The sequence below is a fragment of the Cupriavidus sp. CuC1 genome, assembly GCF_044627735.1.
Taxonomy (GTDB): domain Bacteria; phylum Pseudomonadota; class Gammaproteobacteria; order Burkholderiales; family Burkholderiaceae; genus Cupriavidus; species Cupriavidus ulmosensis.
In genome coordinates, this window is sequence record NZ_JBIUHC010000097.1 from 16,095 (window position 1) to 39,206 (window position 23,112).

20 protein-coding genes are annotated in these 23,112 nt (G+C 67.2%); 6 read left to right on the forward strand and 14 right to left on the reverse strand.

All coding sequences use genetic code 11. The features are described 5' to 3' along the window. Window positions 1–26: 26 nt before the first annotated feature. The 7 genes from ACGLHR_RS32995 to xdhA all read right to left on the reverse strand — a co-directional run bounded on the left by ACGLHR_RS32995 (window position 27) and on the right by xdhA (window position 9,461). Window positions 27–455 carry a hypothetical protein gene (locus ACGLHR_RS32995; protein ID WP_400099056.1) on the reverse strand — a complete coding sequence of 143 codons (429 nt, stop codon included), beginning with the start codon at window positions 453–455 and terminating at the stop codon, window positions 27–29. Window positions 456–701: 246 nt separating this feature from the next. Beyond that, window positions 702–1,802, reverse strand: coding sequence for a fatty acid desaturase (locus ACGLHR_RS33000; protein ID WP_400099057.1), 1,101 nt, complete (start codon window positions 1,800–1,802; stop codon window positions 702–704). A 177-nt stretch (window positions 1,803–1,979) separates the two neighbouring features. After that, a complete protein-coding gene (gene guaD, locus ACGLHR_RS33005; protein ID WP_400099059.1) occupies window positions 1,980–3,311 on the reverse strand; it encodes a guanine deaminase in 1,332 nt (443 codons plus the stop codon). A gap of 61 nt (window positions 3,312–3,372) precedes the next feature. Further along, window positions 3,373–4,419: an adenosine deaminase gene (locus ACGLHR_RS33010; protein WP_267605967.1), complete on the reverse strand. Its 1,047-nt coding sequence runs from the start codon at window positions 4,417–4,419 to the stop codon at window positions 3,373–3,375. After that, window positions 4,416–5,450 carry a xanthine dehydrogenase accessory protein XdhC gene (xdhC, locus tag ACGLHR_RS33015; protein ID WP_400099061.1) on the reverse strand — a complete coding sequence of 345 codons (1,035 nt, stop codon included), beginning with the start codon at window positions 5,448–5,450 and terminating at the stop codon, window positions 4,416–4,418. Before xdhC ends, ACGLHR_RS33010 begins: the two co-directional genes overlap by 4 nt. Before the next feature lie 120 nt (window positions 5,451–5,570). Next, on the reverse strand, window positions 5,571–7,934 hold the full coding sequence (gene xdhB, locus ACGLHR_RS33020) for a xanthine dehydrogenase molybdopterin binding subunit (RefSeq protein ID WP_400099063.1): 2,364 nt from the start codon (window positions 7,932–7,934) through the stop codon (window positions 5,571–5,573). A 12-nt stretch (window positions 7,935–7,946) separates the two neighbouring features. Next, a complete protein-coding gene (gene xdhA / locus ACGLHR_RS33025) occupies window positions 7,947–9,461 on the reverse strand; it encodes a xanthine dehydrogenase small subunit (protein WP_400099065.1) in 1,515 nt (504 codons plus the stop codon). A gap of 221 nt (window positions 9,462–9,682) precedes the next feature. Between xdhA and ACGLHR_RS33030 the strand changes: the two genes are divergently transcribed. Further along, on the forward strand, window positions 9,683–10,633 hold the full coding sequence (locus ACGLHR_RS33030) for a LysR substrate-binding domain-containing protein (protein WP_267605971.1): 951 nt from the start codon (window positions 9,683–9,685) through the stop codon (window positions 10,631–10,633). 861 nt (window positions 10,634–11,494) lie between these two features. Here ACGLHR_RS33030 and ACGLHR_RS33035 read toward each other — a convergent pair. Then, window positions 11,495–12,349: a substrate-binding domain-containing protein gene (locus ACGLHR_RS33035; protein WP_318236833.1), complete on the reverse strand. Its 855-nt coding sequence runs from the start codon at window positions 12,347–12,349 to the stop codon at window positions 11,495–11,497. A 142-nt stretch (window positions 12,350–12,491) separates the two neighbouring features. On the opposite strand from ACGLHR_RS33035, the gene ACGLHR_RS33040 reads away from it, so the two are divergent. The 5 genes from ACGLHR_RS33040 to ACGLHR_RS33060 all read left to right on the forward strand — a co-directional run bounded on the left by ACGLHR_RS33040 (window position 12,492) and on the right by ACGLHR_RS33060 (window position 18,287). Further along, entirely contained in the window at window positions 12,492–13,589 is a 1,098-nt protein-coding gene (locus tag ACGLHR_RS33040; RefSeq protein ID WP_400099068.1) for a substrate-binding domain-containing protein, read from the forward strand. Window positions 13,590–13,697: 108 nt separating this feature from the next. Further along, complete coding sequence (locus tag ACGLHR_RS33045) at window positions 13,698–14,315, forward strand: DUF4126 domain-containing protein (protein ID WP_400099070.1); 618 nt, start codon at window positions 13,698–13,700, stop codon at window positions 14,313–14,315. Window positions 14,316–14,612: 297 nt separating this feature from the next. Continuing rightward, entirely contained in the window at window positions 14,613–17,150 is a 2,538-nt protein-coding gene (locus tag ACGLHR_RS33050) for an ABC transporter permease (RefSeq protein WP_400099086.1), read from the forward strand. Window positions 17,151–17,181: 31 nt separating this feature from the next. After that, a complete protein-coding gene (locus ACGLHR_RS33055) occupies window positions 17,182–17,619 on the forward strand; it encodes a group II truncated hemoglobin (protein WP_400099071.1) in 438 nt (145 codons plus the stop codon). A gap of 50 nt (window positions 17,620–17,669) precedes the next feature. Then, on the forward strand, window positions 17,670–18,287 hold the full coding sequence (locus ACGLHR_RS33060; protein ID WP_400099088.1) for a DUF924 family protein: 618 nt from the start codon (window positions 17,670–17,672) through the stop codon (window positions 18,285–18,287). A gap of 17 nt (window positions 18,288–18,304) precedes the next feature. On the opposite strand, the gene ACGLHR_RS33065 is transcribed toward ACGLHR_RS33060, so the two are convergent. The 6 genes from ACGLHR_RS33065 to ACGLHR_RS33090 form a co-directional block, all read right to left on the reverse strand. Continuing rightward, complete coding sequence (locus ACGLHR_RS33065) at window positions 18,305–18,439, reverse strand: hypothetical protein (protein ID WP_400099073.1); 135 nt, start codon at window positions 18,437–18,439, stop codon at window positions 18,305–18,307. Next, window positions 18,439–19,023 (reverse strand): TIGR00730 family Rossman fold protein, encoded by a 585-nt coding sequence (locus ACGLHR_RS33070; protein WP_400099075.1) that lies wholly within the window; start codon window positions 19,021–19,023, stop codon window positions 18,439–18,441. The genes ACGLHR_RS33065 and ACGLHR_RS33070 overlap by 1 nt, the downstream gene beginning before the upstream one ends. Continuing rightward, window positions 19,020–19,718 carry a TetR/AcrR family transcriptional regulator gene (locus ACGLHR_RS33075; RefSeq protein WP_267605979.1) on the reverse strand — a complete coding sequence of 233 codons (699 nt, stop codon included), beginning with the start codon at window positions 19,716–19,718 and terminating at the stop codon, window positions 19,020–19,022. Before ACGLHR_RS33075 ends, ACGLHR_RS33070 begins: the two co-directional genes overlap by 4 nt. Window positions 19,719–19,866: 148 nt before the next feature. Next, window positions 19,867–20,367 carry a diacylglycerol kinase gene (locus ACGLHR_RS33080; RefSeq protein ID WP_400099077.1) on the reverse strand — a complete coding sequence of 167 codons (501 nt, stop codon included), beginning with the start codon at window positions 20,365–20,367 and terminating at the stop codon, window positions 19,867–19,869. Beyond that, the gene (locus tag ACGLHR_RS33085) at window positions 20,267–21,421 is read right to left on the reverse strand and encodes a glycosyltransferase family 4 protein (RefSeq protein ID WP_400099079.1); all 1,155 of its coding nucleotides are present in this window, start codon (window positions 21,419–21,421) and stop codon (window positions 20,267–20,269) included. The genes ACGLHR_RS33080 and ACGLHR_RS33085 overlap by 101 nt, the downstream gene beginning before the upstream one ends. Window positions 21,422–21,524: 103 nt before the next feature. Next, window positions 21,525–22,541: a UDP-2,3-diacylglucosamine diphosphatase gene (locus ACGLHR_RS33090; protein WP_400099081.1), complete on the reverse strand. Its 1,017-nt coding sequence runs from the start codon at window positions 22,539–22,541 to the stop codon at window positions 21,525–21,527. Window positions 22,542–23,112 lie beyond the last annotated feature (571 nt).

Below are 23,112 nucleotides of genomic sequence, written 5' to 3' on the forward strand. Positions count from 1 at the left end.
GCGCTGGCCAGCCCGCCCGAGCGGGCTTAGCCGCGCCAGGCGCCCTTCATCCAGACCCAGCCGCCGCCTTCGAAGCGCCAGACCCAGTGTCCGGGGACCCAGTAGGCGTGCTGCGCGGGCATGACCGTGATCTGCTCCACGATCACGGGCGGCATCACCGGCACCGGCTGCTGGACCCAGCGGCCGTGCACCCAGAACCAGTCGTTGCCCTCCCACTTCCAATGGCCCGGCACCCAGTTCCAGCCGTAGGCCGGCGCGGGACCGCGGTCCTCGTGCACCGGCGGCGGCATGTTGCGCACCACCTGGTGAGGCGGCGGTGGCGGCGGCTGCCGTACTACCACGCGTTCGGTCACGCAGCCGGCGAGGCTGCCGAGCACGGCCAGCGAGGCGAGCGCCGGCAGGGCGCTGCGGAGCAGGCGGCGGCGCATGGGCGCATGAGGTTTGCTGGTTGCCATTTCTCTATGTCCTGTGGAATCTGATTTGCGGTCAAGCGTCGTCTAAGGGGCGGCCCCGGGGCGGCATGCGCAATGACCTTGGGACCGATATCGTCCTTAACGAGGCAAGCGCTGCGCCGCGGGACAAGCACAGGGAAAGACTTTGTAATTGAGTATTACGCGCCCCAAATGAAAAACCGCAGCCAGGGGGGCTGCGGTTGCGGCGGGCGGCCATCGCTGGCCGCCGGGGCGGTGCTTCAGGCTGGGTCAGGCCGGCACTGGCGCGTTGGCGCTGGTCTGCCGGCCGCGGAAGTCCGTCCAGCACAGCGCCTTGAAGTCGTACAGCTTGCAGCGGCGCGCCGTATGGAAATACCAGCGCCAGGTGAAGTTCTGGATGATGATGCGGCCCGGCAGCGCGTGCTCCAGCAGCGCCTGCGCACGCTTGAGGCGGTACAGCGGCACGCTCATGTCCACGTGGTGCGCGGTGTGCTCCATGATGTGATGCAGCGCCGCGCCGATGCCATAGCGAAAGCGCAGGTGCACGGTAGTGGAGACGAAGGGCTGGGCGCGCGCCCACATGGCCTTGGTATCGTACCAGGCCACGCTGGTGTGGGTGTGGTGCACGTAGAGCACGAAGCCCACGGTGAAATTCCAGACCAGGAACGGCAGCACGAAGCCCAGCCCGACCAGCAGCGCGACCGACTGGCCGGTGGCAATTGCCAGCCACGCCAGCGCGCCGATCCACGCGGCGCCGAACAGGGCCACCAGCGCGCAGTCCCACATGAAGACGGCGCGGCGCGTGGGCATCTGGCGGCGGCTGGGGAAGAACATCTTGAACCACCAGATCTCGACCAGGTAGTACAGGCCCGCGCCAAAGCCGGTGCGGTAGACGCGCTCCAGCGCACGGCGCCAGCGCGGCAGCGCCTGGAATTCATCCAGCGAGTAAGGCGCCCAGACAAAGTCGAAGCCCTTGAGGTTGGAGTAGCCGTGGTGGACCACGTTATGGCCCACTTCCCACAAGCTGTAGGGCGTGAGCGACGGCAGGAAGGTCAGCCGGCCCAGCCATTTGTTCAGGCCGCGCCGGGGCGTCAGGCTCTGGTGGCAGGCATCGTGGCCGATGATGAACAAGCGGGCGATGACCAGCCCCGTCACCACGCTGGCGGCCAGCTTGGCGAGCCAGTGGGAGAACAGCACCACCCCGGCCAGCGCGGCCAGGAACAGCGCGGTGTCCAGCGCGAACAGCGCCAGCGCGCGCGGCGTGCTGCGCGCGCCAAGCGGGATCAGCCAGCCGCGGATGATCTTGCGCGAAGGCAGGGGGGCGTCAGGGGAAATCGGCTCCGGAAAGGAAGCTTGCTGCGTGGCAATCATGCAAAAACCTTCAGTTGTCGAACGCGGGGTCGGGTGCCTGGATAGGCCCGAGACTGGCGATGCGCGGCCACAGGACAGGCCGATGGTGTGACAGCTTAGAAGGATTGCGTGACAGGGGTGTTGATCCGGGTCAAGCCGATGCGGCCGGACCCGGTGCGACGCAGTAAAAAGTGATGCTTAGTGCGTGGCGGAGGCCGGCGCGCTTGCCGGCTCGCCCATCACATAGACCTCGCCGATGACGCGGTCGTCACCCAGCATGGCGAAGGCGAACAATTGCTCTTCCAGCGTTTCCGAGCGCTCGCTGCGGCGCGCGATCAGCGGCGTGGCCTGCGGGTCGAGCACGATGAAGTCGGCCTCGCAGCCCGGCGTGAAGCTGCCCACGCGCTCGCTCCAGCCCAGTGCGTCGGCGGCAGCGCGGGTGGCCAGGTAGAACATGCGCAGCGCGGTGAGGTGGTAGCCGCCCATGCGTGCCACCTTGTGGGCGGCGTTCATGGTGCGCAGCATCGAGAACGAGGTGCCGCCGCCCACGTCGGTGGCCAGCGTCACGTTGAGGCGGTGCGCGTCGGACTGGTGGAAATCATAGAAGCCGCTGCCCAGGAACAGGTTGGAGGTGGGGCAGTGCGCCACCGCGGCGCCGCTGTCGGCCAGCCGCTTGCGATCGTCCTGGTCCAGGTAGATGGCGTGGCCGTAGAGCGCGCCCGGGCGCAGCAGGCCGTAGTGGTCATAGATGTCGAGATAGCTGCGCGCTTGCGGGAACAGCTCGGCCACCCACTTCACTTCGTCGCGGTTTTCCGCCACGTGGGTCTGGATGAAGGCATCGGGATACGCCTTGGCCAGTTCGCCGCAGGCTTCCAGCTGCGCTTCGCTGGAGGTGGGCGCGAAGCGCGGCGTGATGGCGTACGACAAGCGATTCTTGCCGTGCCAGCGCGAGATCAGGTCGGCCGAGTCGCGCGCGCCGGACTCGGCGGTATCGCGCAGGAACTCGGGGCAGTTGCGGTCCATCATCACCTTGCCGGTGACGAGACGCAGGTTGCGGCGATCGGCTTCGGCGAACAGCGCATCCGCCGAGGCCGTGTGCACCGTGCTCCAGGCCACCGCGCTGGTGGTGCCGTTGCGCAGCAGTTCGTCGGCGAAGAAGCCGGCGACGGCTGCGGCGTACTCCGGCTCGGCAAAGCGGCGCTCCTCGGGGAACGTATAGGTCTCCAGCCAGTGCAGCAGGCCGGGCGAAGGCGAGGCGATGATGTCGGTCTGCGGGTAGTGCACGTGCGTGTCGATAAAGCCTGGCACGATCAGCTTGCCACGGCGGTCGATCACTTCGGCGCCGGCCGGGATCTGGTCGGCCAGGTCGGCATGGTTGCCAACCGCGGCGACATGCCCGGCGGTGACGATCAGCACCCCGTCTTCCCAATACTGATACGCGTCGTCATGAAACTGGGGGTCGCGCAGAAAGTGCAGCACGCGGCCACGGATGGCGCGGGTGATGGACTGGGTGGGGGGCGTGGTCGTCATAGCGATGTCTCGTGGGCGCCGGCGCGCGCATGGCGCGCCGGCATCTTGGTGTGAGCCGCGCTCAGGCCGTGGAGGCCGCGGCGGGCAGCGGGGATTGCCAGAAGTGGTCGACTTCGGCGAGGAAAGCCGTCTTTTGCGAGGCAGGCAGGAACGACGCCTCGAAACTGTTGCGGGCCAGCTTGTGGCCATCGGCCGCGGTCAGCGGCAGGGCTTCGAAGGTGGCTTCCCAGTTCGCGTTCATATAGCCGCCGAAATAGGCGGGGTCGTCGGAGTGCAGCGTGACCAGCACGCCGGCTTCCAGCAGGCGGTGCAGGGAGTGGTCGCGCAGGTCCGGGTAGACCTTGAGCTTCTGGTTGGACAGCGGGCAGACCGTCAGCGCCACGCGCTCGCGGGCCAGCCGCTCGACCAGTGCCGGGTCGTCGATCGCGCGCACGCCGTGGTCGATGCGCTCCACCTTGAGGATGTCGAGCGCGTCGGTCACGTATTGCGCCGGGCCTTCCTCGCCGGCATGCGCCACCAGGTGCAGGCCGAGCTCGCGGGCGCGGGCAAACACGCGGGCGAACTTCTCCGGCGGGTTGCCCTGCTCGGAGGAATCCAGCCCGACGCCGACAAAGCGGTCGCGGTAGGGCAGCGCGGCTTCCAGCGTGGCGAAGGCGTCCTCCTCGGAGAGGTGGCGCAGGAAGCAGAGGATCAGGCTGCTGGAAAAATCGTACTGCGTGCGGGCCTGGGCCAGCGCGTCGGAAATGCCGTCGATCACCACGTTGATCGGCACGCCGCGTTCGGTGTGCGTCTGCGGGTCGAAGAAGATCTCGGCGTGGCGCACGTTGTCGGCGACGGCGCGCTGCACGTAGGCCATCGTCATGTCGAAGAAATCGTCCTCGGTCAGCAGCACGCTGGCGCCGGCGTAATAGATATCGAGGAACGACTGCAGGTCGGTGAAGGCGTAGGCCTCGCGCAGGGCTTCCACGCTGGCGTACGGCAGCTTGACCTTGTTGTGCTGGGCCAGCCGGAAGATCAGCTCAGGCTCGAGCGTGCCTTCGATATGGACATGCAGTTCCGCCTTGGGCGTCTGGCGAATACGGTCTGCGAGCGCGGCATCGAGCGTCATGGGGTTCCTTTTGCGGTCTTGGTTTGCGTCGTGCTCGTCGCTTTGCCGCTGCGGCCCGCGGTCAGCGCGCCCAGATGGGCGAGGCGCTGGTCGCGAACCTGCAACAGCTGGGCGACGATGGCAACCGCAATCATAGCCGGAGCCTTGTCCGTGATGCCGGAGACGCCCATCGGGCACGTCATTTCCGCAAAGCGGGAAGGGTCAATCCCGTGCTCCGCCATGCGATGCTCGAAGCGCGCGCGCTTGGTCTTGGAACCGATCAAACCGAAGTAGGCGAAGTCATCGCGCCGCAAGATCCGCTCGCACAGCGTCTGGTCCAGTGCGTGGCTGTGCGTCATCACAAGGAAGTAGCTGCCGGCCGGCGCATGGTCGACCACGGCTTCGGGGATGTCGCTGGCTTCCGGGGTGACGTTATCGGGCAGGTCGGACGGGAACAAGGTGTCGCGCTCATCCACCCAGTGCACCTGGCACGGCAGGTTGGCCAGCACCTTGACCAGCGCATGGCCCACGTGCCCGGCGCCGAACAGCACCACGTGCAGCTCGTCCGGCACCAGGGTGTCGGTCCAGCCGCCGTCCGCATGCAAGGTCACCGAGGGCAGCAGCGCCGGCGCCGCGGCGTGCTGCACCGCGCCGGTGCGCGGCACCGTGCGCATCAGCGAGCGGCCGGTGCCGAACGCGGCCTGCACCGCGTCCAGCCACGGCAGGTCGGCCTCGCCCAAAACCTCGAAGGCGAGCAGTACCACGCCGCCGCAGCATTGCCCCAGCGCCGGGCCCAGCGGGATGCGCACGATCTGCCGCATTGCATCGCCCTCGGCCAGCATGGTGCGGGCGATTTCCATGCCGCGCCATTCGAGATGGCCGCCGCCGATGGTGCCAACCAGTTCGTCGGCGGTCACCAGCATGCGCACGCCCGCCTCGCGCGGGGCGGAGCCTTTCACCTCGGCGATGGTGACCATCGCCACCGGCACGCCCGCGCGCACCCAGCGGGTGGCGTCGGCGAAGCGGAAGGGTTTGAGGGGTGCGTCCTGCATGGTGATGCCTTATAAGGTTGATGCTTTGCCTTGGGGTAAGGCGGCGGCGCTTTACGTCGTTACATCGTTGCGGTCTTCAGCGAGGGTGGTCTGTGGGCGCATCCGTCAAGCCACCTCGCCTCACTGCACCACCGGCACAGCCACCCGCACCGCATCCACCGCATCCAGAATCGCCTCGCTCGTCGCAGGCGCCACCAGCGGCGGATTCACCTTGTAATCCCCCACGCTGGCCACCGCATCGCGGATCGCGAAGAACACCGAGAACGGCAGCAGCAGCGGCGGCTCGCCCACGGCCTTGGACCGATGGATGCTGTCCTCCGCATTGTCGTTCTGGAACAGCCGCACGTAAAAATCTTCCGGGCAGTCGTTGACGGTCGGGATCTTGTAGGTGGAGGGCGCATGCGTCATCAGCTTGCCGTCCTTGTTCCACCACAACTCCTCGGTGGTCAGCCAGCCCATGCCCTGGATAAAGCCGCCTTCGACCTGGCCGATATCGATGGCCGGGTTGAGCGAGCGCCCGGCGTCGTGCAGCACGTCGGCGCGCAGCAGGCGCCATTCCCCGGTGAGCGTGTCCACCAGCACTTCGGAGCAGGCCGCGCCATACGCGAAGTAGTAGAACGGCCGGCCCTGCAGCTTGGACTGGTCCCAGTACAGCTTGGGCGTGGTGTAGAAGCCATCGGACCACAGCTGCACGCGCGCCACATAGGCTTGCCGCGCGAGGTCGCTGAAGTCCAGGCGGAGTTCGCCCGCCACCACCAGGTCGTCGCCGAACTGCACGCTGTGCGCATCCACGCCAGCCTGGCGCGCGGCAAATGCTGCAAGGCGCTCGCGGATCTGGCGGGCGGCGTCCTGCGCGGCCTTGCCGTTGAGGTCGGTGCCGGTGGAGGCGGCGGTGGCCGAGGTGTTGGCCACCTTGCTGGTATCCGTGGCGGTCACGCGCACGCGTTCCAGCCGGATGCCGAGTTCATGCGCTACCACCATCGCCACCTTGGTGTTCAGGCCCTGGCCCATCTCGGTGCCGCCGTGGTTCACCAGCACCGAGCCGTCGTTGTACACGTGCACCAGCGCGCCGGCCTGGTTGAAGTGCGCCACGTTGAAGGAGATGCCGAACTTTACCGGGGTGAGGGCGATGCCCTTCTTCAGCACCGGGCTGCTCGCATTGAAGGCGCGCGTGGCCTCGCGGCGCTCTCGGTAGGCGCTGGTCGCTTCGAGCTCGTCGAGCAGTTCGTGGATGACATTGTCTTCCACGGTCTGGCCGTAAGGCGTGACATTGCGCTCGGTCTTGCCGTACAGGTTGGCGCGGCGCACGTCGAGCGCATCGCGGCCCACGGTGCGTGCCACGTTGTCGAGGATGTACTCCATGGCAAAGGCGCCCTGCGGGCCGCCGAAGCCGCGAAAGGCGGTATTGCTCTGCGTGTTGGTCTTGCCGCAGTAGCCGTCGATCTCCACATTCGGCAGCCAGTAGGCGTTGTCGAAGTGGCAGATGGCGCGGGTCATCACCGGGCCGGACAGGTCCGCCGAAAAGCCGGCGCGCGAGACCATTTCCACCGACACGCCGTCGAGACGGCCTTGGGCATCGTGGCCGACTTCGTAGTCGAAGACGAAGTCGTGGCGCTTGCCGGTGATCATCATGTCATCGTCGCGGTCCGGGCGCAGCTTGACCGGGCACAGCAGCTTCCACGCGGCCAGCGCGGCGCAGCAGGCGAACATTGCAGACTGCGATTCCTTGCCGCCGAAGCCGCCGCCCATGCGGCGGCACTCCACCAGCACCTGGTGCGCGTGCCAGCCCAGCATATGCGCCACCGCATGCTGCATCTCGGTGGGGTGCTGGGTCGAGCACCACACGTGCATGCCGTCATTCTCCTTGGGCGCGGCGTAGGCGATCTGGCCTTCCAGGTAGAACTGCTCCTGGCCGCCCAGGCGGATATTGCCCTTGTCCCGATGAAGCGCCGCGGCGATATGGCTGGCCGGCTCGCCGCGCGTCAGGTGCATCGGCGGCAGCACATAGCTGCCGGCCTGGTGGGCCGCCTCGGGCGACAGCACCGGCGCCAGGTCTTCGTATTCGACAGCCCCCAGGCGTGCCGCACGGCGCGCGGCGTCGTGCGAGGTCGCCACCACCACGAACATCGGCTGGCCGATGAATTGCACCAGGCCATTGGCCAGGATGGGGTCGTCGTGGATGATCGGGCCGCATTCGTTGGCGGCGGGGATGTCCTCGGCGGTCAGCACTGCCACCACGCCCGGCGCGGCGCGCACCTTGTCGAGCGAGATCGACTTGATGCGGGCGTGGGCGCGGGTGCTCATGCCGAGCGCGGCGTGCAGCGTGCCGGCCAGCTCGGGGATGTCGTCGGTGTAGGTGGCCGTGCCGGCCACATGCAGGTGGGCCGATTCGTGCGGGCGCGATACGCCCACTTGCGGCGTCGACACGGCGGTCCTGGCTTCGATCGCGGCGTCGAGCAGGAAGGGTTCGGTTTGCTTGTTCATGCCGATCTCTCCTTACGCGGTGACGGTGGCGGTGGTCGCGCCCGCGCCGATGGCGCGGACATTGACGGCGGCGGCGGGCAGCGCGTCGGCGCGCGTCTCCAGCCAGAAGCGGTACAGCAGGTTGGCGGCGCCCCGGCTGCGGTAGGCAGCGGTGGCGCGCATGTCGGACAGCGGGGTGAAGTCCTGCGACAGCGCGCTCATGGCGGCGCGGGCGGTGGCTTCCGTCCAGGGCTGGCCAACCAGCGCGGCTTCGGCATGTGCGCCGCGCTTGGGCGTGGCGGCCATGCCGCCGAAGGCCACGCGCGCATGCCGGATCGCGCCGCCCTCGATGGTCAGCGCAAAGGCGGCGCACACCGCGGAAATGTCTTCGTCAAAACGTTTCGACAACTTGTAGGTGCGCAAGTGCTGGGGGCCCGCCAGCGGCACGCGCAGCGCCGCGACGAATTCGCCTTCGGCCATGGCGGTCTTCTGATAGGCCAAGTAGAGGTCCTCCAGCGGCAGGGTGCGGCGCGCGTCGCCGCGCTGCAGCACCACTTCGGTGCCAAGCGCGATCAGCACGGGCATGGAGTCGCCGATGGGCGATCCGTTGGCGATATTGCCGCCCAGCGTACCGGCGTTGCGGATCGGCAGGGAAGCGAAACGCTTCCACATTTCTTCCAGCTCGGGATGGATGTCGTTGAGCGCGGCGTAGGCGCGCTCGAGCGAGACCGCCGCGCCGATTTCCAGCGCGCCATCCACTTGCCCGATGCTGTTCAGGTCAGCCACCTGGCCCACGTACAGCAGGTTGCCCAGCTCGCGGAACTGCTTGGTCACCCACAGCCCCACGTCGGTGCTGCCGGCCAGGATGCGCACGCCGGGTTCGGCGGCCTTGATGGCGGCAAAGGCCGACGCCGTGCGGGGCGCGTAGAAATGCTGCCCTTCGGCGCTGTAGTGGAAGGTGTTGTCGCGCTGCAGCGAGCGCAGCGTGTCGGCGATCTGGCGCGGGTCCAGCTTGCTGGCCTGCGGCGCCGGCAGCGCCATCATGCGCTGGCCGGCCTCGATGATGGGGCGGTAGCCGGTGCAGCGGCACAGGTTGCCGGTCAGGGCGTCGCAGATGGCCTCGCGCGCCGGGGCGCGGCCGGTGCCGGCGTCCTCGGATTTTTGCTGGTAGAGCGCCCACAGCGACATGACGAAGCCGGGGGTGCAGAAACCGCACTGGGAGCCATGGCACTCCACCATCGCCTGCTGCACCGGGTGCAGCGCGCCGTCGGCCTGGCGCAGGTCTTCCACGGTGATCAGCGCGCGGCCGTCCAGGGTGGGCAGGAACTGGATGCAGGAATTGACCGCCTTGAACTCGACCTGGCCGTTTTCGCCCAGCTCGCCAAGCACCACGGTGCACGCCCCGCAATCGCCTTCGGCGCAGCCCTCCTTGGTGCCCGTGCAGCGCGCGTCCTCGCGCAGGTACTGCAGCACGGTGCGGGTAACGGGCGCGTCAGCGACCTCCGTCACCTTGCCCCGGTGGTAAAAGCGGATGGTTTGCGTCTCCATGGTGTCTTCTCTCTTTGTGGATGGGGCCAAACATAGCACTGACGCCGACGATGCAATATTCGGCCCAGGTGATATGCCCCATCAAGGGGGAGAGCATTCCGGCGGCGCGACTAGCGCGGCGGCCACCGGATTTGACCAATGACGGGGTGCCTGACATACACTATGCGCCGTTCCCATTCCCCACGCCACCGGCCGCGAAGCGCGCCAGGCGCCCCCTCGCCATGCACGGACGCGACCATCTCGACACCTATTTGCTGCGGGTGCTGCACACCCTGCTCACCGAGCAGAGCGTGACCCGCACCGCGGTCCGGCTCGGCCAATCGCAGCCCGCCATCAGCAATACGCTCAAGCGGCTAAGGGAAATCACGGGGGATGCCATCCTGGTGCGCGGCAAGAGCGGCATGGTGCCCACCGAGCGCGGCCGCGAGCTGCTGCAGCTGGCCGAACAGAGCCTTGCCGCCATGGACCGCATCGCCCGGCCACCCCAGCATTTCGACCCGGCCACCACTACACGTACCTTCCACCTGGGCGCGCCGGACTACCTGGACGCTTTCTTCCTGCCCAATATCGTCGAGCGGGTGCGCCGGCTGGCGCCCGGCGCCAAGCTGTTCGTGCACCCGATGACGTCATCGAGCGACTTCCTCGACAGCCTGGAGCAGGGACAGCTCGACATCGTGGTAGGCAACTGGCTGTCGCCGCCAGAACACCTGCATATTTCGCCGTTGTTCGACGATGAGGTGGTGTGCATGCTGGGGGCGCAGCATCCGCTGGCGCGCAAGGGGCTGACCCTCAAGCATTACCTGGAGATGCCGCACCTGGCGCCGGCGCCGTATGCGTCGATGCAGCGCAGCATGATCGACCAGGCGCTGGCCGAGCAGGGGTACAAGCGGAATATCCAGGTCACGCTGCCATATTTCGGGCTCGTGCCTTATGTGTTGATGAAGACGGATATGGTGTTCACCACCGGGCGGCAATTTGCTGCGCATTATGCGCAGTACCTGCCGTTGAAGATGGTGCCTTCACCGGTGGCGTTTCCGCGGATGCGGTTTTATCAGCTTTGGCATGAGCGGTGTCATGCTGCGCCGGATGTGATGTGGTTGCGCAGGATGATTGCGGAGGTGGCTGGGGAGTTGCCGGTTTTGCCTCAGTTGGCGAGAGTGGGGGAGGGGTAGGGGAAGGTTGGCAAGGGCAGAACCGTTGGCTCTTGTTTTGTGGTTGGCTTTGATTTTTGCGGCGTTGGCTTTTGCACCCAAGGGCCGTACGACATCCCCCTGCGGGGGCTGCCGGTCACTCTTCTTTGCGCGGCAAAGAAGACTAACGAGAAGAAAGCCGCCCTGCCGGGAGCAGAGCAATAAGGCTGTTCGATGGGGGGGGTTGCGTCGTACGGCCCTGAGTGTTGGCTGGCGTGTCCTACCGGCCTGGAGGTCATCGCAACTGCATGACCCACGGGTTCCGTGGTGGGGCCCCTGACCTCGTGTGCGGTGCGCGTTCGACCATCTGCCGTTCGCGGCGCAAGGGGCTGCGCCGTTTCGGGTGTGGTTGGTTTCGTGGTTTTGTCTCGGAGGGCCGGCACGGTGATGTTCGAGCGTGACCCTCGACCGGGCCACGGTGCCCACCACGAAACCAGGGGAGCTGAGAGCAAGGCGCCGGCAGCGCCGGTACGGCAGGGCCTCAAATGGCCGGGCGTTCGCCGCCAGAGACAAAACCACGAAACCAGCAGGTCATGCAGCATCGTGGCCCTCCGCACCCGTACGGCAGATCTGGGAATGGTCACCGAGCAAAGCGATCAGGGGCCTTACGGCGAGACCCGTGGGTCATGCAGCTGCGATGACCCTAAATCCGGTAAGGCACGCCAGCCAACACTCAAGGCCGTACGACGCTACCACAGAGGCAAAAACAGCCTTATTGCTCTGCTCCCGGCAGCCCCCGCAGGGGGATGTCGTATGGCACTTGGGTGCAAAAACCAACGCCGTAGCAATCAAATCCAAAGTTTGGACAAGAGCCAATGGTTTTGCACTTGTCCAACCCCCACTTCACTTCCCCTTGTAACTCGGAAAGAACAACTGCTCCCCCTCCACCTTGTACGCCGCGATGGCGTCCTGCCCTTCCTTCGACGTAATCCACTCCACCAGCTTCATCGCATCCGTGTAATTCGTGCCAGGATGCTTGGCCGGATTCACGGCGATCACGCCATACGGGTTGAACATCCTGGGATCGCCCTCCAGCAGGATCGCCAACCCGGTCTTGGCGCGGTAAGCGCCGTAGGTGGCCCGATCAGACAAGGTGTAGCCCGGCATCTGCGCTGCCATGGTCAGCACCTCACCCATCCCCAGCCCCGCGTTCACATACCAGGGTTGCCCCTTGGGCTCGATCCCCACCTGTTTCCAGTAGTCCTTCTCCATCACGTCGGTCCCGGAGTTGTCCCCGCGCGAGATGAACTTGGTGCTGCCTGCGGCGATCTTCCTGAAGCCGGCTAGCACGTCCTTGCCGCCCTTGAGGCGGTCGGGGTCGCTGGCCGGGCCGACCACGATGAAGTCGTTGTACATGACGTCGCGGCGGTTGACGCCGTAGCCCGCGGCCATGAATGCGTCTTCCATCTTGCGGGCGTGCACCAGCAGCACGTCGACGTCGCCCATCTCGCCCATCTTCATCGCCTTGCCCGAGCCCACCGCGATCACCTTGACGGCCACGCCGCTCTTTTGCTCGAACCTGGGCAGCAGGAATTTCAGCAGGCCGGAGTTTTCCGTGCTGGTGGTCGTGGCCAGCTTGAGTTCGCCAGCGAAGGCGCCGGCGGCGCCCGTCAGGCAGACCAGGCAAACCAGTCCCAGGTTGCGCGCGGCGCGGGTCGGTAAGTGACCCAAAAGGCTTTGCTGGGCGACGGCTTGCATGGAGTCTCCTTGTCTTATGTTTTCAGAAACACAATTGCCACAAACTCATGTGATCGGTGAGAATGCAGCGAAATACGTCGAAATCAGCGCCTTGCATTCTCGATGAACCACATCTCTAAAGTAAATATGAAAGGCGTTTCATATGACATTTCGCTTTGACCTGTTCCCGGTAGTGGCCGCGGACGACAATCCGCGTTCCAATGCCAAGGTGTTCCAGCTGCTCAAGGCAGTGCGCGAGACCGGCTCCCTGCATCGCGCGGCGCGCGAGATCGGGCTGTCATACCGGCACGCCTGGGGCGTGATGCGATCATGGGAGGAAATGCTTGGGCGCAGCATGCTCGACATGGAGCGTGGCCGGGGGGCGTCGCTGACGATGTTCGGCGAGCGCTTGCTGCGCGCGGAAGGGCGCTTGCGCGATGCGATCGACCCGATCGTGCAGAAGGCGATGGTCGATTTCCTGGCGGACCTGGACGACGCGGCCCAGCCGCAGACCCGCATCCGCTTCTCCGGCAGCCACGATCCGGCCATGGAGGTCCTGGCGGGGGCACTGCGCGATGCGCCGGGCGGCCTGCAGCTCGACACCGTGTTCTGCGGCAGCGTGGAGGGCCTGATCTGCCTGCAGGAGCGGCAGTCCGAGCTGGCGGGCTTCTACGTCTCGCCGATCCAGAAGGCTGGCTCCGTGGCCCACGTGACGCTGCGCAAATGGCTGCGTCCGGCCGCCGTGCGCCTGATCCGCCTGGCCTGGCGCGAGCAAGGCCTCATCGTTGCGCCCGGGCTCGCGTGCGAGATCCACGACCTGCGCGACCTGGCCCGCACCCGGGCTCGCTTTGTCAATCGCCAGCGCAGTTCGGGCACGCGCATGCTGTTCGACCAGCTGCTGGCCACCGAGGGGCTGTTCCCGGACCAGATCGTCGGCTATGAAACCCCCGAGTTCAGCAACGAGAAGGTGGCGGAAGCGGTGCACGCCGGCCGCGCCGAGGTGGGATTTGGCCTGCGCATGAATGCCGAGGCCCACGGGCTGGCCTTTGTGCCGCTGACCCGCGAGGCCTACTACGTGGCGCTGCGCAAGAACGACCAGATCACGCCCTGGGCGCATGGCTTGCTGGCGCATATGGCCGACCCGGCCTTGCGCCGCCGCATCGAGGCGCTTCCCGGCTACGCCATGGCCGAGCCCGACGGCATCCTGACGCCGCAAGAGGCACTCCCCTGGTACGGCCCCGACGGCAAGGAAGGCGGCTGACGCCGTCCACCAGGGAGGGCCGGATCCCGGCCGTTTGAGCGCGCGCGTATTACACTGGTTAAGTGGGCGGGGCTGCATGCCCGCCAGACAAACCCTGCAAGGAGCGCCATGCTAGAAACGGCCGCGTTGGCCGCGGGCTTGTCCTGGACCAGCGGATTCCGCCTTTACCTGGCCGTGTTCACGGCTGGCGCGCTGGGCCGCCTGGGCTGGCTGCACCTGCCGCCCGGCCTGCAGGCGCTGGAATCGTGGTGGGTGATCGCGCTGGCCGCGGTGCTGGCCCTGGCCGAGTTCGTGGCCGACAAGGTGCCGGGCTTCGATTCCTTCTGGGACAGCATCCAGACCTTTATCCGCATTCCCGCCGGCGCGATCCTGGCCGCCGCGGCCTTCGGGCAGCTCGATCCGCAATGGATGGTCGCCGCCGGGCTGGTGGGCGGCACGCTGGCCGGCACCGCCCATGCCGCCAAGGCCGGCACCCGCGCCCTGATCAACGTCTCCCCGGAACCGTTTTCGAATTGGGCTGCCTCACTGAGCGAGGACGTTGCCGCCAGCAGCGGACTGCTGCTGGCTTTTTTCCTGCCCGTGGTGTTCCTGGTGGTGCTGGGCGTGCTGCTGCTGGTGGCGGCGTGGCTGCTGCCCAAGCTGTGGCGCGGCTTGCGCCATTTGCGCGACGCGCTGGCCAAGCGTGCGCCGGCGGCCTCGCCGGCGGGGCGCCAGCCCCGGCGCTGAGTGGCGGGTTCGCCCCTCGTTTTGCCCAATCCGGCCATAATCTGGCCCTGGTCCGGCGGATGCGCGCCGGGATCCACCCGCTGGTATCCTGCCGTGGCGCCAATCCCGGCCCGCAGCCTGCCCGGCTGGCCGCCGCCCTGCATGTGCACGGACAAGAGATTAGCGATTAGAGATAAGAGATCAATGTCTTCAGAACCCGCTTCCCAGCACGTTCCCGCAGCAACAACCGCAACCACCGTAGCGGCATCGTCCGGTGCCCGCCCGACGCGTTTCTCGCCCTGGCACCAGGCTTTGCGCATGGCGCGGCGCGACTGGCGCGCCGGCGAGCTGAGCCTGTTGCTGTTCGCGCTGGTGCTGGCCGTGGCGGCGCTCAGCAGCGTGGGTTTCCTGGGCGACCGGATGCGCCTGGGGCTGGAGCGCGACGCGCGCCAGATGATCGCCTCCGATGTGCTGATCGTGTCCGACCAGCCGTTCGATGCCGTCTTCGCCGGTCACGCCGCGCAAGCGGGCCTGGCCACCACGCAGACCGTCACCTTCCCGAGCATGGCCAGCGCGCACGCGCCGGGCCGAGCCGCAACAACGCAGGGGCCGCGCGCGGCCAGCGGGGCACCGGCCGACGCCACCTCGCAACTGGCTGCGCTCAAGGCGGTCGCCCCCGGCTATCCCCTGCGCGGGCAGCTCAAGGTAGCGGCCGGGCCCGGGGCGCCGGAAGCCGCCGCTACCGGCATCCCCGCCGAGGGTACCGTCTGGGTGGACGAGGCTTTGCTGGACTCGCTTGGCGTTGCCATGGGCGACACCATCCAGCTGGGCAGCCGCGGCTTTCGCATCGACCGCATCATCACGCAGGAGCTGGATCGCGGCGCCGGCTTCATGAATTTTGCACCGCGTGTGATGCTGCCGCTGTCCGACCTGGCGGCCACAGGGCTGGTGGGGTGGGGCAGCCGGGTCTCCTACCGCCTGCTGGTAGCCGGCCCCGACGCCGCCGCGCAGGCTTACCAGAAGTGGGCCGAAGCTCAGATCGACAAGCGCGCGCTGCGCAACACCCGGGTCGAGTCGCTGGAATCCGGCCAGCCGCAGATGCGCGCCACGCTGGACCGCGCCGAGCGCTTCCTGTCGCTGGTGGCGGTGCTGTCCTCGATGATTGCCGCGGTGGCCATCGCCATGTCAGCGCGCCGCTATATGCAGCGCCATACGGATGCCTGCGCCGTGTACAAGTGCATGGGCCTGTCGCGCCGCGAGATCCTGCTGGCCTTCGGGCTGGAGTTCCTGCTGCTGGGCGTGGGCGGCGCGGTGGCCGGCGTGGTGCTGGGCTACCTGGCGCACTACGGCCTGCTGCTCTCGCTGGGCAACCTGCTGACCGTGACGCTGCCGCAGCCTTCCGCCTTGCCGGCCGTGGTTGGCGTGCTGGCAGGCGTCGTCCTGCTGACCGGCTTTGCCTTGCCGCCGCTGCTGGCGCTGACCCGGGTGCCGCCGCTGCGCGTGCTGCGGCGTGATATCGGCGCGCCGCCGGTTTCGACCTGGATCGCCTACGGGCTCGGCCTGGGCGCCTTTGTGGCGCTGCTGCTGGTGGCCGCGCGCGATCTCAAGCTGGGGCTGACCACCGCGGGCGGCTTTGTCGCCGCCGGTGTCGTGTTCGCGCTGCTGGCCCTGGGCCTGCTGAGCCTGTTGTCGCGGCTGATGCGCGGTGGGCGCCTGGCGCGCGGTAGCGTGGGCTGGCGCTTTGCGCTGGCGGTGCTGGAGCGCCGCCGCGGCGTGACGGTGCTGCAGACGGTGGCGCTGGCAGTGGGCCTGATGGCGCTGCTGCTGCTCGGCATGACCCGCAACGACCTGATCGCCTCCTGGCGCAACGCCACGCCGGCGGACGCGCCCAACCGCTTCGTCATCAATATCCAGCCGGACCAGCGCGCGCCCCTGTCGGGCATGCTGGAGCACGCCGGCATCGCCGACCTGCTGTACCCGATGGTGCGCGGCCGCCTGACACATATCGGCGGCCAGCCGGTGCGCGCCGATCGCTTCGCCGATGGCCGCGCCCGTAACCTGGTCGAGCGCGAATTCAACCTGTCCTATACCGACGCGCTGCCGGCCGGCAACCGCGTGGTGGCCGGCAACTGGTTCGGCGCCGGCAAGGCCGGCGCCTCGGTGGAGGAGGGCATCGCCAAGACCCTGGGGATCCGGCTCGGGGACACCTTGCGCTTCGACGTGGCGGGGCAGTCGGTGGAGGCGCCGGTCACCTCGCTGCGCAAGCTGGACTGGGGCTCGATGCGGGTCAATTTCTTCGTCATCTTGCCGCCCGCCGCCATGCAGGGCTTGCCGCAGACCTATATCACCGCCTTCCACCTGGCGCCCGCGCAAGCCGCGCTGGGCAACCGGATGGTGGCGGCCTTCCCGAACATCACGGTGGTCAACACCGACATGATCCTGCGCCAGATCCAGGACGTGCTCGACCAGGTCATCGCCGCCGTCGAGTTCCTGTTCGTGTTCACGCTCGCTGCCGGCGTGACCGTGCTCTACGCGGCGCTGTCCGGCGCGCGCGACGAGCGCAAGCGCGATGCCGGGCTGCTAAAGGCACTGGGCGCATCCGCCGCGGTGGTGCGGCAGACCCAGTACGCGGAGTTCCTGGTGGTGGGCGGACTGGCGGGCTTGCTGGCCAGCCTGGGCGCGATCGCGGTGGGCTGGGGCTTGTCGCAGTTCGTGTTCGATTTTCCCTACCGCTTCAACGGCTGGATCGTGCCGGCCGGTGTGCTTTCTGGCATGCTGTGCGCTTTCGCGGGCGGCTGGCTGGGTTTGCGCGAGGTGCTGCGCCAGCCCGCGTTGGCCACGCTGCGTGATGCGTGATACCTGAAGCCTGAACCATCTTTGAGTGTTTATGAGTACCGATTCCAAGCCTGAAAATGCGGCATCCGCGGCCTCCGACGCCGCCCCGGAAGTCACTGCCTATGAACTGATCGGCGGCGAAGCGCGCGTGCGCGAACTGGTCGACCGTTTCTACGACCTGATGGATCTGGAGGACGAGTTCAAGGGCCTGCGTTCGCTGCATCCCGCCTCGCTCGACGGCTCGCGCGACAAGCTGTTCTGGTTCCTGTGCGGCTGGCTGGGCGGCCCCAAGCATTTCATCGAGCGCTTTGGCCACCCGCGCCTGCGCGCGCGCCACATGCCGTTCGAGATCGGCACCAGCGAGCGCGACCAGTGGATGCGCTGCATGGCGCTGGCCATGCAGGACGTCGGCTTGCCCGAAGACCTGCAGCTGCGCCTGATGCAGGCCTTCTTCGGCACCGCCGACTGGATGCGCAATGTGCCGCGTTGATGGGCAAGGCCACCGAACCAGCCACCGAACCAGCCAATGATCCCGACACCATGACGGACACGTATCTCGAAGCCGCCACGGAGCTGCCTGCCGGCGCCCGGCGCATACTCGATTTCTGGTTCGGCGCGCCTGCCTCGCCGGAATGGAACACAACACGCTCGGTGTGGTTCACCAAGTCCGATGACTTCGACGCCACGGTCCGCGCTGCCTTGCTGCCACTGTGGGACGCCACGCACGCGGGCGCGAATGCCGACTGGGCGCAAGGCCCCGAAGGCGCTTGCGCACGCATCGTGCTGCTGGACCAGGTGCCGCGCAACGTCTTTCGCAACGACCCGCGCAGCTTCGCCTCCGACCCGCAGGCGCTGGCAACGGCCCGCCAGATGGTGGAGAGCGGCGCCGACCGCCTGCTGCCAACGGCGTTCCACCGCATGTTCTGCTACATGCCGTTCGAGCATTCTGAGGCCCTTGCCGACCAGAACACGGCCGTGCGGTTGATGACGGCACTGCGCGACGAAAGCGAGGGCAAGGTGGACGTGGTCGAATGGGCGATCAGGCATCGCGCGGTGATCGAGCGCTTCGGGCGCTTCCCGCATCGCAACGCCGTGCTGGGACGGCAGGATACGGCGCAGGAGAGGGCGTTCCTGAAGGCGCCCGGCTCGTCGTTCTGAGCCGGGCTCGCCTGACGTTACTGTCCCGGTTGCCACATCAGCTTCACCAGCTTCACCAGCTTCACCAGCTCGATCCAGTATGCGGCATGGTGGCGGGGCCGGGACTCAAGCCGATGTAACAGGCCCTGGGCAGGGCCAGCGGGGAGCGCCATCAGGTCTCCTTGCGCTTCTCCTGCCACTTGTCCACCAGCAAGCGCGGCGCGTTTGCGAGCTTGTCGAGGATGCCTTCGGGCGTGGGGGCCACATGCAGCAGGTCGTTGTGGACCTGCTTCAGGAAGCCTTCGTCCACGGCGTGCTGCATGAAGCCCAGCATGCTGTCGTAGAAGCCTTCCACATTGAGCAGCCCCACCGGCTTGGCGTGATAGCCCAGCTGCAGCCAGGTGAAGGTCTCGAACAGTTCCTCGAAGGTGCCGACGCCGCCCGGCATGGCGATGAATGCATCGGCGCGGTCGGCCATCATCTGCTTGCGCTCGTGCATGTTGCGCACCACGTGCAGCTCGGTCAGGCCGCGATGGCCGACTTCCTTTTGCATCAACGCATCCGGAATGATGCCGATGGCGGTGCCGCCATTCGCCAGCACGGCGTCGGCCACCGTGCCCATCAGCCCGACCTTGCCCCCGCCGTACACCAGCGCAAGGCCGCGCTCGGCCAGGGTCTTGCCCATGGCGCGCGCCGCGGCGGCGTACTCGGGGCGATTGCCGGGGCTGGAGCCGCAATAGATGCAAACGGACTTCACGTTTTTTCCTTTTCGGTTTGTGCCGCCCTGGCGGCAGCGTATTCCCGGGCTTGCTTGTCGAACGCCTGGCGGGCCTTGCCGCGCAGGTAAGGGGCAAGGATCGAGAAGATGTGGTAGCTGGCACCGTGCAGGTAGCCGCGGATCAACTCGGGGTCGTTGTACTGGCGCGGATGCTGCACGAACTGGAAGGACAGCCAGTAGGTCGCGATCACCACGATATTGGTGCAGATGGCCTCGACCTGCTCGGGCGTGGCCTCCATCTCGCCGTCTTCCTGGAACTGCCGGCAGATCTCCATCGCAAAGCGTTTCTTCTGCTCGACGATACGCTTGAAGTTGGTTTCAAGCATGCGGTTGCGCGCCAGCAGGTCGTTGATGTCGCGGTACAGGAAGCGGTAGTTCCACAGGAACTCCGCCATGTACTGCAGGTAGCCCCAGCTTTCGTCCAGCGTGGCCTTGTGATCGTCGGGCAACTTCAGGCGGCGCTCCATCTCCTGCTCGAACAGCACGAAGATGGAGTTGATGATGTCGTCCTTGTTGCGGAAGTGATAGTAGAGATTGCCGGGGCTGATCTCCATGGCTTCCGCAATGGTGGTGGTGGTGACGTTGGGCTCGCCCACCTCGTTGAACAGGCGGAGCGAGACGTCTAGGATGCGGTCCCGGGTGCGGCGGGGGCCGGCTTGCTGTTTGGGTTCCATGGGCGACCGGGCGAGCGGCAATTCGGTAAGTTGAAGGCGATTATAAGCAATCGCCGTTCGCCGCAATGCCGCAAGCGCCTTTGGCCCTGTCCGCGCGGCGCTTTGTCCGCTGGTGCCGGGCTTGTGCCGGGCTTGCGCCGCGAGCCTGTCAGGCCGCCAGCGCGCGCAGCCAGTCCACCACGATCGGCCCCGCAATGGCCAGCCAGGTGCCGCCGCACAGCACCAGCGCCAGCATGACCGCGGCGCTGCCGAAGTCCTTGGCGCGCTTGGAGAGGCTGTGCCGCTCCAGCGAGATCCGGTCCACGGCGGCCTCCACGCTGGAGTTGAGCAGTTCCACGATGAGCACCAGCAGCAAGGTGCCCAGCAGCAGGATGCGCTCGACGATGCCGACCGGCAGCAGCAAGGCGCACGGCGTCAGGATCACCACCAGCGTCAGCTCCTGACGAAACGCGCTTTCTTCCAGCACCGCGTAGCGCAGGCCGGACACCGAGTTGATGCCGGCATGCCAGGCCCGCGCCAGGCCGCGGTTGCCCTTGTGGGGGTTCTGCTCAATCGTGTACTCGTTGCTCGGCGAATCCGGGGCCGGGGTGGCGGTCTGCGGCGCCGGCGGGCGGTGCGGTTTGGACGGTGTGCGATGCGGAGTCGGCATGTTCGGAAGAGGGGCGGGCAGCGGTGCCGGTAGTGCCGTTGGGGGTCGCGCGTACGGCCGGCAGCGGCTGCAGGTGAGTCAGGAACTGCTCGGAGGCGGCGCGCCACGAGAACCGTTCGGCATGGGCGCGAGCGGTGGCGCGGTCGATGCGCAGCGCTTCCAGGCAAGCTTCACGCAAGTCTTCGTGCATCACCCCGGCGTCACTGTGGCCGAGCACATCGATCGGCCCGGTCACCGGATAGGCCGCCACCGGCAGCCCGCTGGCCAGGGCTTCGAGCAGCACCAGCCCGAACGTATCGGTGCGGCTGGGGAATACGAAGACGTCGGCCGAAGCATACACCTTTGCCAGCTCCGGCTGGCTCAGCACGCCCAGGTAGTTGACCCCCGGATAGCGCGCGCGCAGCGACGCGAGCGCCGGCCCGTCGCCCACCACCCATTTGGAACCGGGCAGGTCCAGCGCGAGGAAGGCCTCCACGTTTTTTTCCACGGCCACGCGCCCAACGTAGAGGAAGATCGGGTGCGCCGTGTTGAGCACGTTAGCCTGCTGGGTGGTGAAGACATCGAGATCGACGCCGCGGGTCCACAGCACGCCGTGGGTGATGCCGAAGCGATGCAGGTCTTGCAGCACCACCGGCGTCGGCGCCATCACGGCGCGCGCCGGGCCATGGAACCAGCGCAGGAAGCGGTAGGTCCAGGCCAGCGGAAGGCCGAAGCGCGCCTGCACGTACTCCGGAAAGCGCGTGTGGTAGGCGGTGGTGAACGGCAGTTGCTCGCGGATCGCATGGCGGCGCGCCGCCAGCCCGAGCGGGCCTTCGGTGGCGATGTGCAGCGCGTCCGGCGCGAAGGCGCGGATGCGCTCGCGGACCCTGGCGCCGGCGAACAGGGACAGCGCGATCTCCGGATAGGTCGGGCAGGGAATGGTGGTGAATTCCTGCGGCGTGATCAGCTCCACCGTGTGCCCCATCGCGATCAGCTCGCGGCGGGTGGACTTGAGCGTGCGCACCACGCCATTGACCTGCGGCTCCCAGGCATCGGTGACGATCAGGATCTTCATAGCTGCTCCTTGCGGCCAGGCCGCGTGGGTGGCCGGCCTCGGCGAGGCCACGGCAATACCGGTGTTCGGGTGGCGGCGTGGCGGATGCCGCGCTCAAGTCTCGTCAGGCCGTGGCGGTGGCGCGGCGGCCAGCCGTGGCCGGCGCGTCGAGCAGCGTGGTCCAGTAGACGATCTGCAATTCGCCGTCCTGCGTCTCCACCAGGGCGGAGAGGCTCTCCACCCAGTCGCCGTCGTTGCAGTAGAGCTGGCCGTCGACCTCGCGGATCTCGGCCTTGTGGATATGGCCGCAGATCACGCCGTCGCAGCCGCGCCGGCGCGCCTCATCCACCATCGCCTGCTCGAACGAGTTGATGTAGTTGACCGCGTTCTTGACCTGGTGCTTCAGGTATTGCGACAGCGACCAGTAGGGAAAGCCCAGGCGGGCGCGGATGCGGTTGAAGTGGCGGTTGACCGCCAGGATCAGGGTGTAGAGCGAGTCGCCCAGGTAAGCCAGCCAGCGCGCATGCTGCACCACGCCGTCGAACAGGTCGCCGTGCACCACCCACAGGCGCTTTCCTACGGCGGTGACGTGGACGGCGTCCTCGCGCACCGTGATATCGCCGAAGGCGAGGCCGTCGAACTGGCGCGCCACCTCATCGTGGTTACCCGGCACGTAGATCACCTCGGTGCCCTTGCGCGCCTTGCGCAGCAGCTTCTGCACCACGTCGTTGTGACTTTGCGGCCAGTACCAGCCGCGGCGCAGCTGCCAGCCATCGATGATGTCGCCGACCAGGTAGAGCTGGTCCGATTCATTGTGCTTGAGGAAGTCGAGCAGGTAATCGGCCTGGCAGCCGGGCGTGCCGAGGTGGATGTCGGACAGCCAGATGGCGCGGTAGTGGCGGATGGGATGGGACGGTTGCTGGGAGTGGGCGGTGGGTTCGGCAGGCGCGGCGTTGGCGGGAGCGGTTGCGGACCGGGCCCCAGGCCGTTGCTGCAAGTCGCTGGCCGGTGGCATGAAGGCGGCCAGCGCGGCAGGCAATGACATGGGCCGCGGCAGCGATTGCGACTCGGTGGTGCGGCTGCGCAGCAGTTGCGTGGCCTTGGCCAGACGTCCGCAGGCAGAACGAAGAGCTTGAACCATGGCGGCCCCGGTAGCGACGATGGCTGCATTGGGCCAGTCGCGTGTGACGGGAGCGTGAATGTCATATGAAAGTTAAAGAACGGGGGTATGTGCTTCTAGCCCGCTGACGCGGGGGATGCGTGTGTGGGCGGGGTTTTCGCTCTTCTAGCTGCTGGCGCGGCTGTACGGGGTTGGCCGTTTACACACATGTGAGATGTCACTTCTCTTTACTCGTAAAGAGAAGTAACCAAGAGAAAGCGATCCTTGCAGGAGGCTGGCGTGTCGGGGTTGCGCAGCCCGGTGGTTTCGTCGTCAGGCCCCGGGTTCTAATGGCCTCATGCCGTTACCAGTTTAAATGGCCACGATCTTGCGAATGACGCCGGTTTCGTCGTGAGGCTGCTCGGTAGCAGCATCCCTGCTCATCCACACATCTGCCGGTACCGGCGTGAAGCGCCACGATATATCACGCCGTGATGGTTTCGTGGTGGGGTGGGCGCGGTGGTGAATCCCTCAAGACTATTCCGGCGGTGCCACCGCGCCCACGACGAAAACGGGACGCTTGCAACTTCGTGGCCGCCCGCGCCGCGAGCGA